The 14,846-nt window shown below is 60.6% G+C and carries 14 protein-coding genes; 9 read left to right on the plus strand and 5 right to left on the minus strand.

Annotated features, from left to right (window positions below; translation table 11 throughout):
* Positions 1-11 precede the first annotated feature (11 nt).
* A complete protein-coding gene (locus TM1040_RS04575) occupies positions 12-1,238 on the minus strand; it encodes a UbiH/UbiF/VisC/COQ6 family ubiquinone biosynthesis hydroxylase (RefSeq protein WP_011537428.1) in 1,227 nt (408 codons plus the stop codon).
* A gap of 223 nt (positions 1,239-1,461) precedes the next feature.
* Here TM1040_RS04575 and TM1040_RS04580 point away from each other — a divergent pair, with 223 nt between their 5' ends.
* The 4 genes from TM1040_RS04580 to TM1040_RS04595 all read left to right on the plus strand — a co-directional run bounded on the left by TM1040_RS04580 (position 1,462) and on the right by TM1040_RS04595 (position 7,911).
* Positions 1,462-2,793 (plus strand): amidase, encoded by a 1,332-nt coding sequence (locus tag TM1040_RS04580; RefSeq protein ID WP_011537429.1) that lies wholly within the window; start codon positions 1,462-1,464, stop codon positions 2,791-2,793.
* 108 nt (positions 2,794-2,901) lie between these two features.
* Positions 2,902-4,080 (plus strand): aminotransferase class I/II-fold pyridoxal phosphate-dependent enzyme, encoded by a 1,179-nt coding sequence (locus tag TM1040_RS04585; RefSeq protein WP_011537430.1) that lies wholly within the window; start codon positions 2,902-2,904, stop codon positions 4,078-4,080.
* Positions 4,081-4,199: 119 nt separating this feature from the next.
* The gene (locus tag TM1040_RS04590; protein WP_011537431.1) at positions 4,200-7,247 is read left to right on the plus strand and encodes a DNA translocase FtsK; all 3,048 of its coding nucleotides are present in this window, start codon (positions 4,200-4,202) and stop codon (positions 7,245-7,247) included.
* A gap of 67 nt (positions 7,248-7,314) precedes the next feature.
* The gene (locus TM1040_RS04595; RefSeq protein WP_011537432.1) at positions 7,315-7,911 is read left to right on the plus strand and encodes a LolA family protein; all 597 of its coding nucleotides are present in this window, start codon (positions 7,315-7,317) and stop codon (positions 7,909-7,911) included.
* Between the two features lie 58 nt (positions 7,912-7,969).
* Here TM1040_RS04595 and TM1040_RS04600 read toward each other — a convergent pair whose 3' ends face one another.
* Positions 7,970-8,557: a hypothetical protein gene (locus TM1040_RS04600; protein ID WP_011537433.1), complete on the minus strand. Its 588-nt coding sequence runs from the start codon at positions 8,555-8,557 to the stop codon at positions 7,970-7,972.
* A gap of 230 nt (positions 8,558-8,787) precedes the next feature.
* Here TM1040_RS04600 and hspQ point away from each other — a divergent pair, with 230 nt between their 5' ends.
* A complete protein-coding gene (hspQ, locus tag TM1040_RS04605; RefSeq protein WP_011537434.1) occupies positions 8,788-9,114 on the plus strand; it encodes a heat shock protein HspQ in 327 nt (108 codons plus the stop codon).
* A gap of 37 nt (positions 9,115-9,151) precedes the next feature.
* On the opposite strand, the gene TM1040_RS04610 is transcribed toward hspQ, so the two are convergent.
* The 3 genes from TM1040_RS04610 to TM1040_RS04620 form a co-directional block, all read right to left on the minus strand.
* Entirely contained in the window at positions 9,152-10,729 is a 1,578-nt protein-coding gene (locus tag TM1040_RS04610) for a gamma-glutamyltransferase family protein (RefSeq protein WP_011537435.1), read from the minus strand.
* A 307-nt stretch (positions 10,730-11,036) separates the two neighbouring features.
* Entirely contained in the window at positions 11,037-11,477 is a 441-nt protein-coding gene (locus tag TM1040_RS04615) for an ATP-binding protein (protein WP_011537436.1), read from the minus strand.
* Between the two features lie 33 nt (positions 11,478-11,510).
* A complete protein-coding gene (locus TM1040_RS04620) occupies positions 11,511-11,855 on the minus strand; it encodes an STAS domain-containing protein (protein ID WP_011537437.1) in 345 nt (114 codons plus the stop codon).
* Between the two features lie 97 nt (positions 11,856-11,952).
* Between TM1040_RS04620 and TM1040_RS04625 the strand changes: the two genes are divergently transcribed.
* The 4 genes from TM1040_RS04625 (at position 11,953) to TM1040_RS04640 (ending at position 14,736) form a co-directional block, all read left to right on the plus strand.
* The gene (locus TM1040_RS04625; RefSeq protein ID WP_011537438.1) at positions 11,953-13,125 is read left to right on the plus strand and encodes a thiolase family protein; all 1,173 of its coding nucleotides are present in this window, start codon (positions 11,953-11,955) and stop codon (positions 13,123-13,125) included.
* Positions 13,126-13,224: 99 nt separating this feature from the next.
* Positions 13,225-13,692, plus strand: coding sequence for a GAF domain-containing protein (locus tag TM1040_RS04630; protein WP_011537439.1), 468 nt, complete (start codon positions 13,225-13,227; stop codon positions 13,690-13,692).
* A 15-nt stretch (positions 13,693-13,707) separates the two neighbouring features.
* The gene (locus TM1040_RS04635) at positions 13,708-14,337 is read left to right on the plus strand and encodes a LysE family translocator (RefSeq protein WP_011537440.1); all 630 of its coding nucleotides are present in this window, start codon (positions 13,708-13,710) and stop codon (positions 14,335-14,337) included.
* 27 nt (positions 14,338-14,364) lie between these two features.
* Entirely contained in the window at positions 14,365-14,736 is a 372-nt protein-coding gene (locus tag TM1040_RS04640) for a GFA family protein (protein ID WP_011537441.1), read from the plus strand.
* Positions 14,737-14,846: the final 110 nt, after the last annotated feature.

Consider the following 14,846-nt stretch of genomic DNA (forward strand, 5'->3'; position numbering starts at 1 on the left):
TACGTGGGCGCTCAGAGCGGGCGCCCGCGCAACAGGCGCGGCAAATCTCCCGAAAGTCCTGCCGCTTCGCGCACAAAACCTCGGCGTAGGCCAGGCAGTGCATTTGTGAGGCCAAGCCCCAGATCTCGGGTGGCGCGCAGGATAGGATTGTCGTTTGAAAACAGCTTGTTGAACACATCTGTCGCTAGCGCGAGAGAGGTGGTGTCGAACCGGCGCCACTGTTGATAGCGCGCCAGAACCAAGGGGCTGGCGAGATCCTCACCGCGCCGCGCTGCATCGGTCAGAACTTCTGCAAGGCTGGCGATGTCGCGCAGCCCCGCATTGAGTCCCTGGCCCGCGATCGGGTGCAGCCCATGCGCCGCATCGCCCACCAAGGCCAGTCGCTCGCCATAAAAGGCATTGGCAAGGCTCAATTTCAGCGGATAGCTGAAGCGCTTGCCTTCCAAATCGATCTCTCCGAGGAAAGACCCAAACCGGGGGCGCAGCACCGAGAGGTAGTCCTGATCCGAAAGTGCCTGAATGCGCGCAGCCTCGGCATGAGTCTCACTCCAGACAATAGAGCTGCGATTGCCCGGCAACGGCAGAATTGCAAGCGGCCCCGGCGGCATAAAGAACTGATGGGCAATGCCGTTGTGAGGTTGCGCATGTGAGATAGCGCAGACCAGTGCGGTCTGGCCGTAATCCCACCCGGTGCGCTTGATGCCGGCGCGCGCGGCGGTGCCGCTTTGACGTCCATCCGCGCCGACCAAAAGCGCACCCGAGAGCTGTGTGCCATCTTCGAGAGTGACGGTGATGGCATCCGCACTCACGGTCTGTGCGATCACAGGCTGGCCCGAGATCTGGGTGATTTTTGGCTCGGCCTCGAGTGCTTTCAGAAGGGCGCGGCGCAGGTAGCGATCTTCGACCATGTAGCCCATGGGGCCCTCGTCGAGGTCGCTTTCCTCAAAATGCAGGAAAAGCGGCGAAGGGCCGCGACCGGCAACGCCGTCGCTAACCTTGATCTCGTTCATCGGTTGAGCGTGATCCTCGATAACTGCCCAGATCCCGATCTGTTGCAGGAGCCGCGTCGAGGCAAGCGCCAGAGCATAGGAACGGCCGTCAAATTCGGCGTCCTCGCGCAGGGGCGCCGGAAGCGCGTCGATCAGGGTCACAGAATGGCCAGCCTGTGCCAGCGCAAGAGCAAGCGACGGACCATTCAGGCCTCCGCCCACAATCAGGATATCACGCGTATCAGTCATGCCTCGCAATATGCGCTGCCTTGGGGGATTGTCCATGCTGTTGTCATGCCATCGCACAGAGGCATGCTGCCGCAGCCCGCCGATCGCGTGGTGCCCGTCACACCTTCAGTGTCTTGGTGCGCCAATGTGGGGCCGAGCGGGATTGTGCGCGCGGGGTGCTCTCGCTACGGTGGCCGCAAATGACACTCTACCCTTCCAGGGGACCCACAAAGAGGCACAGGTGATGCAGGACTGGCTGACCATGAGCGCGGCGCAATTGGGGCGCGGGATCGCCTCCGGAGAGATCGACCCGGTGGCACTGACAGAGGCCTATTTGACGGCGATCGACAGCCATCCTGAGACAGCGCGGATCTACACGAAAGTCACCCACGAGCGCGCACGCGCCGAGGCCAAGGCCGCGCAAGAGCGCGCAAAAGCCGGCCTGCGCCGCTCACCGCTCGATGGGGTGCCAATCAGCTGGAAGGATCTTTTTGACAGTGCCGGGGTAGAGACCGAGTCCGGCTCGGATCTCCTCAAAGGACGGATCCCCGATACCGACGCGCTGGTGCTGGACACAGCTACGGCGCTGGGGTCGGTGTGCCTTGGCAAAACACATATGAGCGAGCTGGCCTTTTCTGGTCTTGGCCTCAATCCGATCAAGGCAACCCCGCCTTGTGTGAATGATCCCGAGGCGGTGCCGGGCGGGTCGTCCTCGGGCGCGGCAGCCTCTGTGGCTTTTGGGCTAGCGGCAGGGGCGATCGGCTCTGATACCGGCGGATCAGTGCGAATCCCATCGGCCTGGAATGATCTCGTGGGGCTCAAGACCACCTCCGGGCGGGTGAGCCTTGAGGGAGTTGTGCCCCTGTGTCTGAAGTTCGACACTATCGGCCCGCTGGCGCGCAGCGTCGAAGATGCGGCCTTGATGCTGGCGCTCATCGAAGGCTCTGCCACGGCGCCAGATCTCGAGGGCGCGACGGTCGAGGGCAAGCGCTTTGCGGATCTGCGCACCGTGGCGCAGGATGATCTCGCACCCGAAGTGGCCACGGCTCATGCGGCCGCCCTTGATAAGCTGCGCGAGGAAGGGGCAGAGATTGTCCCGCTCGAGGTGCCAGAGTTGCCAGACGCGATGGCGCTCTCTGCTATCCTTTTCACCACCGAAGCCTACGGCCTGTGGAAAGACGTGATCGAGGCCTCTCCTGATCTGATGTTCCCCGAGATACTCGCCCGCTTTCGCTCTGGTGCGGAGTTTTCGGGCTCTGATTATGTGGCTGCCTGGGCCAAGCTTGAACAGGTGCGGATGGCCTGGGATCAGGCGGTTGCGGGCTTTGATGCGGTGCTGGCCCCGGCAGCGCCGATCCTGCCGCCCAATCTTGCACGGCTTCAAAGCGATCACGATTACTACGTCACCTCGAACCTGATGGCGCTCAGGAATACGCGGATTGGCAACTTGATGGGCGTCTGCGCGTTATCGTTGCCCACAGGCACGCCAAGCTGTGGTTTGCAGGTGATCGGCCAGCCCGACTGCGAAGAGGCGCTTTTGCGCATCGGTGCTGGCGTCGAAGCGGCACTGGCCTGAAAGACACAACTGTTGCACCCGCGCCATCAGCGGGTGGACGCATGCCCCTTTGGCCTGTAACTTACGGATCAAACGGGGCGATTACGATCCCGGTATTGAGGCACAGACATGAAGTTTCCCGAGCGGTTTGCCCATCTGCCGCCCTACGCGTTTCCGCGTTTGCGTGCGCTTCTTGACCATCACGCGCCTGGTGGCGATGTGGTGCAATTGACCATTGGCGAACCAAAACACGAATTCCCCGCATGGGTGACGGATGTGATCGTAGAGAATGCCTCCGCGTTCAACAACTACCCGCAAAACGAAGGCAGCGATGCGCTGCGCGGTGCGATGGCCGACTGGGCTGCGCAACGCTATGGTGTGACGCTTGATCCTGCGACACGCGTGATGGCGCTGAACGGTACTCGCGAGGGTCTTTACAATGCGGCGATGGCACTATGCCCCGAGGAAAAGAACGGCCAGCGCCCGGTGGTGTTGATCCCGAACCCCTTTTATCAGGTCTATATGATCGCGGCGATTTCGGTGGCGGCGGAGCCGGTCTTTGTGCCAGCAACCGATGAGACCGGCCATCTGCCGGACTATGCATCGCTGCCCGAAGAGGTGCTGAACCGCACCGCGATAGCCTATATCTGCTCGCCCGCAAACCCGCAGGGGGCCGTGGCCTCGCGGGAGTATTGGCAGCAGCTTTTTGCGCTTGCCGAAAAATACGATTTCAAGGTCTTTGCGGATGAGTGCTACTCGGAGATCTACCGGGACACTGCACCGGTTGGTGCACTCACCGTTGCCGATGAAATGGGTCTCGATCCCGAACGCGTGGTTCTGTTCAACTCGCTGTCCAAGCGGTCCAACCTGCCGGGGCTGCGCTGTGGTCTTCTGGCTGGTGGACCAGAGACGCTGGTGCAGGTCAAGAAACTGCGCGCCTACTCCGGCGCGCCCATTCCTGGCCCCTTGCAGGCGGCGGCCGCAAAGGTCTGGGCGGACGAGGTACATGTCGCCGAAAACCGCGCGCTCTATCAGGAAAAATACCGGATCGCGGACGAGGTCTTTGCGGGTCTCAATGGCTACATGTCACCCGAAGCGGGCTTCTTTTTGTGGTTGCCGGTCGAAGATGGCGAGGCTGCAACCCTGAAGCTTTGGCAGGAGACAGGTGTACGGGTCTTGCCCGGCGCGTTCCTGGCCCAAGGAAAGGGAGCGGAAAACCCCGGCCACGGATATATCCGCGTGGCGCTGGTTGCGTCCGAAGAGCAAACCCGCGCATCACTGCAGCTGTTGCGCGATTGTCTCTACTAGACTGATAGGAATGCCTGCTTCCGTCACAGCGGGGGCAGGCCAAAAGCAAGACGAAACACCGGTGGGGCTGATCCAAGAGCGAAACAGCCGATGCCCCACACGAGCGAACCGAGGTAGGCATGGCATTTCAAACCCGCAGCAGGAATCCCCTCCTGGACAGCAACATGCAGGCGGCCATTGAAAAGCGCGGCAAGGAGCTGATCGGCCTTGTGCTGATCGGCGTTGGCCTGTTGGTGGCGGCGATCATCGGCTCTTATACGCCTGATGACAGCAACTGGATGGTCTCCACCGATGCGCCGGTGCAGAACTGGCTCGGTCAGACGGGCGCGACGATTGCGTTTTTGCTGATCACGTTTCTGGGCAAGGGCGCTTGGGCGATTTCGGTGTTCCTCTTTGCATGGGGCACGCGCTTTTTGTTGCACAAGGGGGAGGGACGCATTCTGTGGCCCGCCTTGATGCTGGTGTTCTGGCTCATTGTGGTCGCACTCCATTTCGAAACCCTTGTGCCGGACGAAGAATGGCGCGCCTTCCACAACGCCGGCCTTGGCGGCATGATCGGAAATACGGCGCTTGGGGCGCTGCTGGCGCTATTGCCGTTTGGGCTGGCTTTTCTGGTGAAATCGCTGTCGTTCCTGACCGCCGTTGCGATGATTGCGCTTGGGGCCTTTGTGCTTGGGTTCTCTCGTGATGAGCTGAAGCGCATCGGGCGCTTCCTGCTCCTGGGCGTGCTGTTGGCCTATGACATGATCGCGCGGCTTTTGGGCCGTGGTGCCAGCGGGGGGCTTCAGGCCGCGCGCACATGGCAACAGCGTCGTGCCGAGCGCCGCAGCGATGCGGCTTATGACGATGATGCGCTGGTCTACAGCGATCCGGTGGAGCCTGCAGCGTTTACGCGCGCCGAGCCCCAGTTTGGCTTACATGCGCCTGCGCCCACACCTGAGCCTCACCCGGAGCCTGCGACCTCGACCGAGGACCGCGGCGGGCTTTTCAGCCGCGCGACCAACCTCATTCGTCGCGCCGAGCCGGTCGAAATGCCCGAGCCGGAATTGGTAGAGCCGCAGCCGGTTGCCGATGTGGAGCACGCGCCCGGCGACGAACGGATCGCACAGAAGATCGCAAATGCGGTCCGTATCCGGCGCGCTCAGGCCCTGCCGCCAGAACAGGATCCGAACCTGCCGCTGACCAAGGGACGCGGTAAGCGTCCCGAGCCGTTGATCTTCAATGCGCCAGCACAGGAAGCTACGACAGAGCCGCCTCTCTCGGCACCGGTACAGCAGATCCCGGCTGCGCCGACCATCACCAGCGTGATTCCGCAGGCGCCCCAGGTCGAGGATACGGTTTCCGGACCCAATGAGGCGTTTTTTGTGGACGAGGTCCCAACCGAAGATCTGCCGCAGGACCCGGTCACTTCCAAAACCGCCGCACCCGAACCTGCACCCGCGCCTGCCGTAGGGTCCGCACCGCGTGTGCAGATCACGCCTCGTGTCGATCCGACACCGGCTGCGCCCGTATCTGAACCCCGCGCGGCTATGGCTATTCCGGTTGCAGAGCCGCGCAAAGCCGTGGTGGAGCAGCCCCAGCGCAAGCCGCTTCAGCCTTCGACCCGTGCCAAGGCCGAGGCGCAACCGAACCTGTTCAAAGAAGAAAACAGCGATTTTGAACTGCCGCCGCTCTCGCTCCTGACGAACCCGACGGCAATCGAGCGCCATCATCTCAGCGATGAGGCGCTTGAGGAAAACGCCCGCATGCTCGAGACGGTTCTGGATGACTATGGCGTCAAGGGCGAGATCGTCTCGGTCCGTCCGGGGCCGGTCGTCACAATGTATGAACTGGAGCCTGCGCCGGGTCTCAAGGCCTCGCGTGTGATCGGTCTGGCGGATGACATCGCCCGTTCCATGTCGGCCCTTTCCGCGCGCGTCTCCACCGTGCCGGGCCGGACCGTGATCGGGATCGAACTGCCCAACGAGAACCGCGAAAAAGTGGTGCTGCGCGAGATCCTCGCCAGCCGTGACTTTGGCGATGGCAACCAGCACCTGCCGCTGGCGCTGGGCAAGGACATTGGCGGTGACAGCATGGTGGCCAACCTCGCCAAGATGCCGCACCTGTTGATCGCGGGGACCACTGGTTCCGGTAAATCCGTTGCCATCAACACCATGATCCTGTCGCTTCTCTACAAGCTCACGCCCGAAGAATGCCGCCTGATCATGATCGACCCCAAAATGTTGGAACTGTCCGTCTATGACGGCATTCCGCATTTGTTGTCGCCGGTTGTGACCGATCCGAAAAAGGCGGTGGTGGCGCTCAAGTGGGTCGTGGGCGAGATGGAAGACCGCTATCGCAAGATGTCCAAAATGGGCGTGCGCAATATCGCGGGCTACAATGGCCGTGTGTCCGAGGCGCTGGCCAAGGGCGAGATGTTCAGCCGCACCGTCCAGACGGGGTTTGACGATGATACCGGCGAGCCCGTGTTCGAGACCGAAGAGTTCGAGCCCAAGAAACTGCCCTATATCGTCGTGATCGTTGACGAGATGGCCGACCTGATGATGGTTGCGGGCAAAGAGATCGAAGCCTGCATTCAACGCCTGGCGCAGATGGCACGAGCCTCGGGTATTCACCTTATTATGGCGACGCAGCGCCCGTCCGTGGATGTGATCACTGGCACCATCAAGGCCAACTTCCCCACCCGGATTTCCTTCCAGGTGACCTCCAAGGTGGACAGCCGCACCATCCTTGGCGAGATGGGCGCCGAGCAGCTCCTCGGGATGGGCGACATGCTCTACATGGCCGGTGGCGCCAAGATCACCCGCTGCCACGGCCCGTTTGTCTCGGACGAAGAGGTCGAGGAGGTGGTGAACCATCTCAAACAATTCGGCCCGCCAGACTATGTGGGCGGTGTCGTCGAAGGTCCCGATGATGAAAAGGCCGACAATATCGACGCCGTGCTGGGTCTCAATACCGGGGGCAACACTAATGGCGAGGATGCGCTTTACGATCAGGCGGTGGGAATCGTGATCAAGGATCGCAAATGCTCCACCTCCTACATCCAGCGCAAGCTTGGCATCGGGTATAACAAGGCCGCGAGGTTGGTGGAGCAGATGGAGGAAGAAGGTCTCGTCTCTGCCGCAAACCACGTCGGGAAAAGGGAAATTCTGGTTCCCGAGCAATAGGCGATAAAAGGCCGGGCGGGGTGCCCGGCCTCTTCACATCAGATTTCAGACGCATATCTTTATATACATGAAACAGTTTGTCTTTGCCCTTGCGCTTGGCGCAACCTCGCTTGCGTCGGCTGCTGCATCCGCGGCCGAACAGCTGAGCCTCAATGAGATCTCGGCCTATCTCAACAGCTTTGCCACCGCGAAGGCCGATTTTACGCAGGTGAATGACGACGGCAGCTTGTCGACCGGCACGCTCTATCTGCGTCGCCCCGGCAAGGTGCGGTTTGAATACGCTGACAATGCTGGGCTGGTGCTGGCAGAGGCCGGGACGGTGGCGATCATGGATCCCAAATCCAACCAACCGCCAGAGACCTACCCGCTGAGCAGGACGCCGCTTTCGATCATTCTGGCGCGCAATGTGAACCTAGCGCAGGCCAATATGGTGGTGGGACACGGCTTTGACGGGGTGTCCACCGTGGTGCGCGCCCAAGATCCCAAGGCACCAGAGCATGGCAGTATCGAGATGATGTTCACCGACAACCCGGTGCAGCTTCGCAAATGGGTCATTCACGGTGGTTCAGGTGAGGAAACCACCGTCATTCTTGGCGAGATGCAGACTGGGTTGTCTTTCCCGTCGAGCTTGTTCAGCATCTCCCGTCCAAAACGCGACCGCTGAACGTTATAAAGCCCCGCACCCATAAGGCGCGGGGCTTTGTTTTCATCAAGTCAATTCCTCAACGGAACTTGCGGCAATTGCTCAGCTGCACCTGATAGGCGTTCGAGCGCGCCTCGACCTTGTTTGCCACGTTCAAAAGCCATCCCTTGCTGCGGTAGGTGCCGCGTGCATAGCCGGTGTGGCCCTCATGATAGGCGAGATACTGATTGCGAGCGTCCGAGAGCGGGATGCCGTTTCGCTGCAGACTGCGGGTCATGTACCAGCCCATGAAATCGGTGGCGTCCTCGATGCGATCCCGTCGCGCCCTGCGGCGCCCGGTATCATCTTTATAGTCTTCCCAGGTGCCATCCAGAGCCTGACCGTAACCATAGGCGCTCGAGATGCGGCCCATCGGAATGATGCCGAGCGCGAACCTATGTGGCGTGCGCGCATTTCCGACAAAGCGGCTTTCTTGATGGATTGTGGCCATCTGGACATGGACCGGGATTCCCCAACGGCGCTCGGTATTCTTGAACGCGCGCAGGTAGTTGGGGCGTTCCGTCACAATACTGCAGGCATCGTCCAGATCCCGAGGCGGAGAGTTATACCCTCCACCACAGGCGGCCAATGCCAACAACAGCGCCAGGGCACTTATGATTCTGCTCATTGCCTCTGCCTTTTGATTTTTGCTGCAGTTTAGCCAATCCGCCTGACAGAGAAAATCCCTTTTGAAATCCGACCATGTTTCGCGCGGAACTTGGGAAAGGCGTTTGAAAATATCGGTTTGCCGCACTGTGAGATATGGCCGGACAGACTGTTTCTGCAAAAACTCGCTGCCAAGGTTGGACATTCACGGTCAGAAAACGCTAGTACAGGGGAAGAAGAGGGCCGACAAACATGCTGAAAACGCGCGCAAAATATAATCTTGGCCAGGTCGTCCGTCATCGCAAACACCCGTTCCGCGGTGTCGTTTTTGATGTCGATCCCGAGTTTGCAAATACCGAAGAATGGTACGAGGCAATTCCCGAGGACAGCCGTCCTGCAAAAGAGCAGCCCTATTATCATCTGCTGGCTGAAAACGAGCAGACCTATTACGTTGCCTATGTTTCAGAGCAGAATCTTGTGGCCGATTATTCCGGCGAACCCGTGACCCACCCGGATCTGCACGAGATGTTCACGGGCTTTGATGACGGCAATTATCAGTTGCAATACCAGTTGAACTGATGGGGACGCCGGGTGTGGCCCGGCATCCCGCGTGGTTTTAGTAACCGAGCGCGCAACCATCCTTGCGTGGATCGCTTGCACCCTCCAACACACCGGTGTCGTGAATGTGGATCGCCTGCGAGCCGCCGATTGCGGTGGTAGGGATATCCACCTTGTGGCCCATCTCCGTTAGTTCGGCGCGGACAGCATCGCTGTATCCGCGCTCAACGTTGAAGACGCCGCGATCGGTAAAGGCGCGGGGGGCGTCCATGGCCGCCTGCGGCTCCATGCCAAAGTCACGCAGGTTGGAGACAAACCGGGCGTGGCCATTGGGCTGGTATGCGCCGCCCATTACGCCAAATGGCATGGTGATGCGCCCGTTTTCGGCCAGCATGGCCGGGATGATCGTGTGCATCGGACGCTTGCCGCCTGCAAGCTCGTTGGCGTGCCCGTCCTCGAGGCAGAAACCCGCCCCTCGGTTCTGCAGCAGGATACCGAATTTGTCGGAGGCAATCCCGGAGCCAAACCCATGAAAAATTGAATAAATCAGCGAAACGGCCATGCGGTCCTTGTCGACCACGGTGATGTAGATGGTGTCTTTGTGGACTGCTTCGCTGATGTCGGCGGGCGACGCCATCGCGCGTTTGGGGTCAATTAGCGCGGCCAGCTTCTCAGCGGTTTCCGGCGCCAACATGTAATCAAGACGCGACATATGGTCGGGGTCGGCGAGGAACCGGTTGCGCGTGTCATATGCCAGCTTGGCTGCCTCGGCCTCGATGTGGGCGCGCGCGGCACCAAATGGATCCATCCCCGCGATGTCGAAATGCTTCAGGATGTTGAGCATCAGGATCGCCGTTGCCCCTTGCCCGTTGGGTGGATGCTCCAGCAGGTCGACCCCTTTGTAGTGCCCTTGGATCGGGTCGGTCGCGGTGGCTTGGGTGGCCGCAAAATCCTCGGCGGTGTGCACCCCACCGCGTGTGGTGAGGGCTGAAATCATGTCTTCTGCGATTTCACCGCTGTAGAACGCGTCGCGCCCGTCGCGGGCAATGCGGCGCAGCACTTCGGCCTGGCCGGGGGCGCGGAAGATCTCTCCGACGCGCGGCACGCGCCCGTTGATCAGGTAGGTGTCGCGTGCGCTGCCCTGCAGTGTTTCGGCGTCGTTGCCCCAGTCGAAGGCCACGCGCGGTGCGACCGGCACGCCTTCCTCGGCGTAGTGGATAGATGGCGCCAGGAGCGCATCGAGGCCAAGTTTACCTTCGGTTTCAGAGAGATGGCAGAATGCATCAATCGCACCGGGCACGGTCACGGCATCGGCACTGTTCAGCGGCACCGCCTCCAGGCCACGAGCGCGCAGATCTGCGGCCTGTGCAGCCTTCGGGGCACGACCTGATCCATTCAGCGCCCGCACGGTTGTTTCGCCCGCGCGATTGTAGAGCACAAAGCAGTCGCCACCGATTCCGGTCATTTGCGGCTCACAAATCCCCAAAAGAACGGCGCCAGCAATCGCGGCATCCATGGCGTTGCCGCCGCGTTTCAACACATCCACCGCAACCTGAGCGGCCAGCGGGTGGGACGTGGCACATAGGCCGTTTTGCGCAAAGACCGCAGAGCGGCCCGGTGTCTGGAAATCACGCATTCCTGTTCTCCCTTTTTCGCGCAGAGCCTAGTGGTCTGGGGCAAAGTGGCAATGGCAAAAACGCCAAGGCTGCGAACGCTGGAATGCTGAGAGTGTGCTGCGACGGCATAGTATGGCCCGCAGGAGTATAGCCCCGACGCCACTTGCTTGGTGGGGGCAAAGAACAGGGCGCCGGGGCAAGCCATATAGTCCAGCTCTGCGTTGATACTTTGCTGAGGAGTGAGGCGTCTGTTGGCCGCTTTTATGGCAGGAATGCGGCGCGCACCCCCGAGTTATTCGTGATTTTACGAAACTCCCGACCGGTCGCTTATTGCGTGAGCTGGATCTCAAAGCACAGCGACAGCTGGTTGTTGTCAGGATTGCGCTGGTACTGGATGTCGCTTGCCAGCTCACGGATCAAGAACCAGCCAAAGCCACCTTCGGGCAGATCTTCGAGCGGCGTGCTCGGATCCACCAACGCGGGCTTGCCTTCGGGAAGTTTGGCATCGGGGAACGGCGTGCCCGCGTCGCGTATTTCTACCCACAGGCGGTCGGAATGGAGGTTGCAGCGTATGAGAACATCACCCGTCGCCGTTTCGGCATAGGCATGTTCGACAACGTTATTCACAGCCTCGGCGAGGGCGATCTGCACCTCGTCGACCCGGGTATCGGCAATACCCATGTCCTTCAGCCGCTGAACCACCAAAACGATGCCGCGTCGGGCTTCAATCTCGGTCGCCCTGAAGGAGCAGGCGAAAGTCTCAACCATGAATTTTGGTCCTCAAAGACAATCCCGGCAGTTTCAATTCTCTGCATGCTCAGTATCGAGCGCTTCTTGCAGTGTGTCGAACAGGCTAAAGACGGTGTCCATCCGCGTCAGGCGAAACACCTTGTCGACCATCGGGGTAAGCCCCGCGAGATCGAGTTTGCGATCCTTGCCGAGCTGTTTCATCGCGGCGACGATCGCGCCCAGCCCGCTCGAATCAATGAATTCCACATGGGAGAGGTCGAGGATCACCCGCGACGGACCAGCTTCGGTTTCCGTGCGCATGTCTTCTTTGAATTGGATCGCCATGGCCGCGTCAATGCGCTGGGCATTCACCGTCACCACTTGTGCGCCGCCTGCTTCCGTGCTCGTAAGGCTCATGAGAGTGTTCCTTGGCTCGTCATTCTTGGAACTCACTCTAGATCTTAAATGTTATTATTCAGTATGGATAGTGCCGACAATTGGAGGAGAAGGTGGAATGACCAAGATCGTTATCGCGGGTGCAGCCCGAACGCCGATGGGTGGATTTCAGGGCATGTACGACGGCGTCAGCGCAGCGGATCTCGGTGGCGCGGCCATCAAGGCAGCGTTGGAACGCGCCGGTGCGACAACCGTGGATGAGGTCTTGATGGGATGCGTTCTGCCAGCAGGTCAGGGTCAGGCGCCGGCACGGCAGGCCGGATTTGCTGCCGGTCTTGGCGAGGAGGTTCCCGCCACCACGCTCAACAAGATGTGCGGCTCTGGCATGAAGGCGGCGATGGTGGCCTATGATCAGATTGCGCTTGGGCACAGCGATGTGATGGTTGCGGGCGGTATGGAGAGCATGACCAATGCCCCCTACCTTCTGCCCAAGATGCGCGGTGGCGCCCGGATCGGCCACGGTCAGGTCATTGATCATATGTTCCTCGACGGGCTTGAGGATGCCTATGACAAGGGGCGCCTGATGGGCACCTTCGCCGAAGACTGCGCAGAGCATTATCAGTTCAGCCGCGAGGAGCAGGACGCCTTTGCGCTGGGGTCCTTGTCAAACGCTCTGGCGGCGCAGGAAAGTGGCGCGTTTGAAGGTGAAATTACTGAAGTTACAGTGAAAACCCGCAAAGGCGCTGTTGTCACAGATGCGGATGAGCAGCCCAAATCCGCCCGCCCCGACAAGATCCCGACCCTGAAGCCCGCCTTTCGCGAGGGGGGGACGGTCACCGCAGCCAACTCCTCGTCGATCTCGGATGGGGCGGCGGCGCTGGTACTGGCCTCCGAGACCGCCGCTGCAGCGCGCGGGCTTTCGGTGCGCGGTCACATCCTTGGCCACGCGAGCCACGCACAGGCACCGGGCTGGTTCACCACCGCCCCGGTTCCTGCCGCACGCAAGCTGATGGCGCAGATCGGTTGGGACGTGGAGGATGTCGACCTCTGGGAGGTCAACGAAGCCTTCGCCGTTGTGCCCATGGCCTTCATGCGCGAGATGGGCATCCCGCGTGAAAAGGTGAACGTCAACGGCGGTGCTTGCGCGCTTGGCCACCCCATCGGGGCGTCTGGTGCGCGCATCATGGTGACGCTCTTGAACGCGTTGGAAAAGCGCGGCCTCAAGCGGGGAATTGCCGCCATCTGCATCGGCGGCGGCGAGGGAACGGCCATCGCGATCGAACGCGCCTGATCTCTTGCGATCATCAAGACGGCGCAAATTTTGCGCCGCTTTTTATATGCTCAGGGGCGGCGAGAGCACGTCGCTCAATTTTGAAAAGGCAAATATCCCATGCGGGTAAACTATGAGGATCTCTCCAAGGTCGTGGCGGCGCTGACCGAGGGCGAAACCGATGAGGTGGCCCTGATGGCGACCGTCGTCTGCGAGCTGCATCACGCCGATGACCGGTTTGACTGGACTGGCTTTTACCGCGTGACCGAACCCGAAGTGCTCAAGATCGGTCCCTATCAGGGCGGGCATGGCTGTCTGGTGATCCCATTTGCACGCGGTGTTTGCGGCGCAGCGGCGCGATTGAACGAAACCCAGCTGGTCGATGACGTCGACGCCTTTCCCGGCCACATCGCCTGCTCGTCGTCGACGCGGTCTGAGATCGTGCTTCCGGTGCGCAACAGGGCGGGCGAAGTCATCGGGGTTCTCGACATCGACAGCAACCAACCTGCCGCCTTTGATCGCGATGACCAGGACGCGCTGGAAACCTTGCTCCATGCGGTCTTCGGGCGCCTGCCATTGCAGAGCTGACGGCCACCTCACCACATGAGCTTTGACGCCTGGATCATCTTCACCCTGTTCTGGATCGCTTTTGTCACCACGCCGGGACCAAATGCGGTGAACTGTATTTCCAACGGGATGAACCTCGGCTTTGCCAAGGCGATGCTTGGCGTTCTCGCGATCCTGACGCAGGCGTGTGCCTTTTTGATCCTCTCGGCGCTGGGCGTGACGGCCTTGATCGCCGCATCCCCCACGGCGTTTTTTATCGCCAAGCTGGTCGGGGCAGGATTTCTGATTGCGCTGGGCATAAGGGGCTGGCGCAATGCTACCAAACCGGCCCCCGCCGCTGCACGCCCCGCGCGTCACGTCTATGTCCATGCGCTCGCCGTTGCCACCATCAACCCCAAAAGCGTTGCGGGTTATCTGGCGGCGTTTTCGCAATTCGTGCAACCGGATGTTCCCATCTGGTCGCAGATGCTGGTCATCATGCCAACGGCGCTGACCCTCACGGCCCTGAGTTATGCGGGGTTCACACTCCTGGGCGCCCTCATGGGTCGCGCGGCTCTGGCAGCGGTGTTCAACGTCTGGATTCGCCGCCTGCTTGGAGTCTGCTTTATCATCTATGGTGTATTGCTCGGGCTGAGCAGTGCGCCGACCCCGACCGCCGCGCCTTGAGGTGGCAAACATTTGAAAGGAACGATTATGATCAAAGGTCACTGTCTCTGCGGTCAAATTCAGTTTGAAACCACCGCACGGCCCGAGGCTTCCTCCATGTGCCATTGTAGCCAGTGCCGCCGTCAGTCTGGTGGGATTTGGTCTTCGGCCCATGTGACCCAGGATGCGCTGCACATCACGGGTGATGTCAGCTGGTACAACGCCAGCCCAGAGGCAAAGCGCGGTTTTTGCGCGACATGTGGCTCGTTTCTGTTCTGGAAGCGCTCTGACGAAGACACCATCAGTTTCTCCCTCGGGGCGATCGACAATCCAACCGGGCTCAAGTTGGAAAAGCACATCTTCGTCGCGGAGAAGGGAGACTATTACGACATCGCCGACGGCGTGACGCAACAATCCTGAGCGCCGCAAATCCCGCTCATGCGCAGGTCGTCGCAGAGAGTGTTTACCCTTTGTCATTAGGCTGTTCTGATGCAGCTAGATTTTGCTTTATAAGTTAACCAGTTGCGGGC

The organism is Ruegeria sp. TM1040 (genome assembly GCF_000014065.1).
Classification (GTDB): Bacteria; Pseudomonadota; Alphaproteobacteria; order Rhodobacterales; family Rhodobacteraceae; genus Epibacterium.

Coding starts and splice junctions, on each gene's coding strand:
- TM1040_RS04575 (WP_011537428.1), bottom strand. CDS start 1,238: ATGACTGATACGCGTGATATCCTGATTGTGGGCGGAGGCCTGAATGGT.
- TM1040_RS04580 (WP_011537429.1), top strand. CDS start 1,462: ATGCAGGACTGGCTGACCATGAGCGCGGCGCAATTGGGGCGCGGGATC.
- TM1040_RS04585 (WP_011537430.1), top strand. CDS start 2,902: ATGAAGTTTCCCGAGCGGTTTGCCCATCTGCCGCCCTACGCGTTTCCG.
- TM1040_RS04590 (WP_011537431.1), top strand. CDS start 4,200: ATGGCATTTCAAACCCGCAGCAGGAATCCCCTCCTGGACAGCAACATG.
- TM1040_RS04595 (WP_011537432.1), top strand. CDS start 7,315: ATGAAACAGTTTGTCTTTGCCCTTGCGCTTGGCGCAACCTCGCTTGCG.
- TM1040_RS04600 (WP_011537433.1), bottom strand. CDS start 8,557: ATGAGCAGAATCATAAGTGCCCTGGCGCTGTTGTTGGCATTGGCCGCC.
- hspQ (WP_011537434.1), top strand. CDS start 8,788: ATGCTGAAAACGCGCGCAAAATATAATCTTGGCCAGGTCGTCCGTCAT.
- TM1040_RS04610 (WP_011537435.1), bottom strand. CDS start 10,729: ATGCGTGATTTCCAGACACCGGGCCGCTCTGCGGTCTTTGCGCAAAAC.
- TM1040_RS04615 (WP_011537436.1), bottom strand. CDS start 11,477: ATGGTTGAGACTTTCGCCTGCTCCTTCAGGGCGACCGAGATTGAAGCC.
- TM1040_RS04620 (WP_011537437.1), bottom strand. CDS start 11,855: ATGAGCCTTACGAGCACGGAAGCAGGCGGCGCACAAGTGGTGACGGTG.
- TM1040_RS04625 (WP_011537438.1), top strand. CDS start 11,953: ATGACCAAGATCGTTATCGCGGGTGCAGCCCGAACGCCGATGGGTGGA.
- TM1040_RS04630 (WP_011537439.1), top strand. CDS start 13,225: ATGCGGGTAAACTATGAGGATCTCTCCAAGGTCGTGGCGGCGCTGACC.
- TM1040_RS04635 (WP_011537440.1), top strand. CDS start 13,708: ATGAGCTTTGACGCCTGGATCATCTTCACCCTGTTCTGGATCGCTTTT.
- TM1040_RS04640 (WP_011537441.1), top strand. CDS start 14,365: ATGATCAAAGGTCACTGTCTCTGCGGTCAAATTCAGTTTGAAACCACC.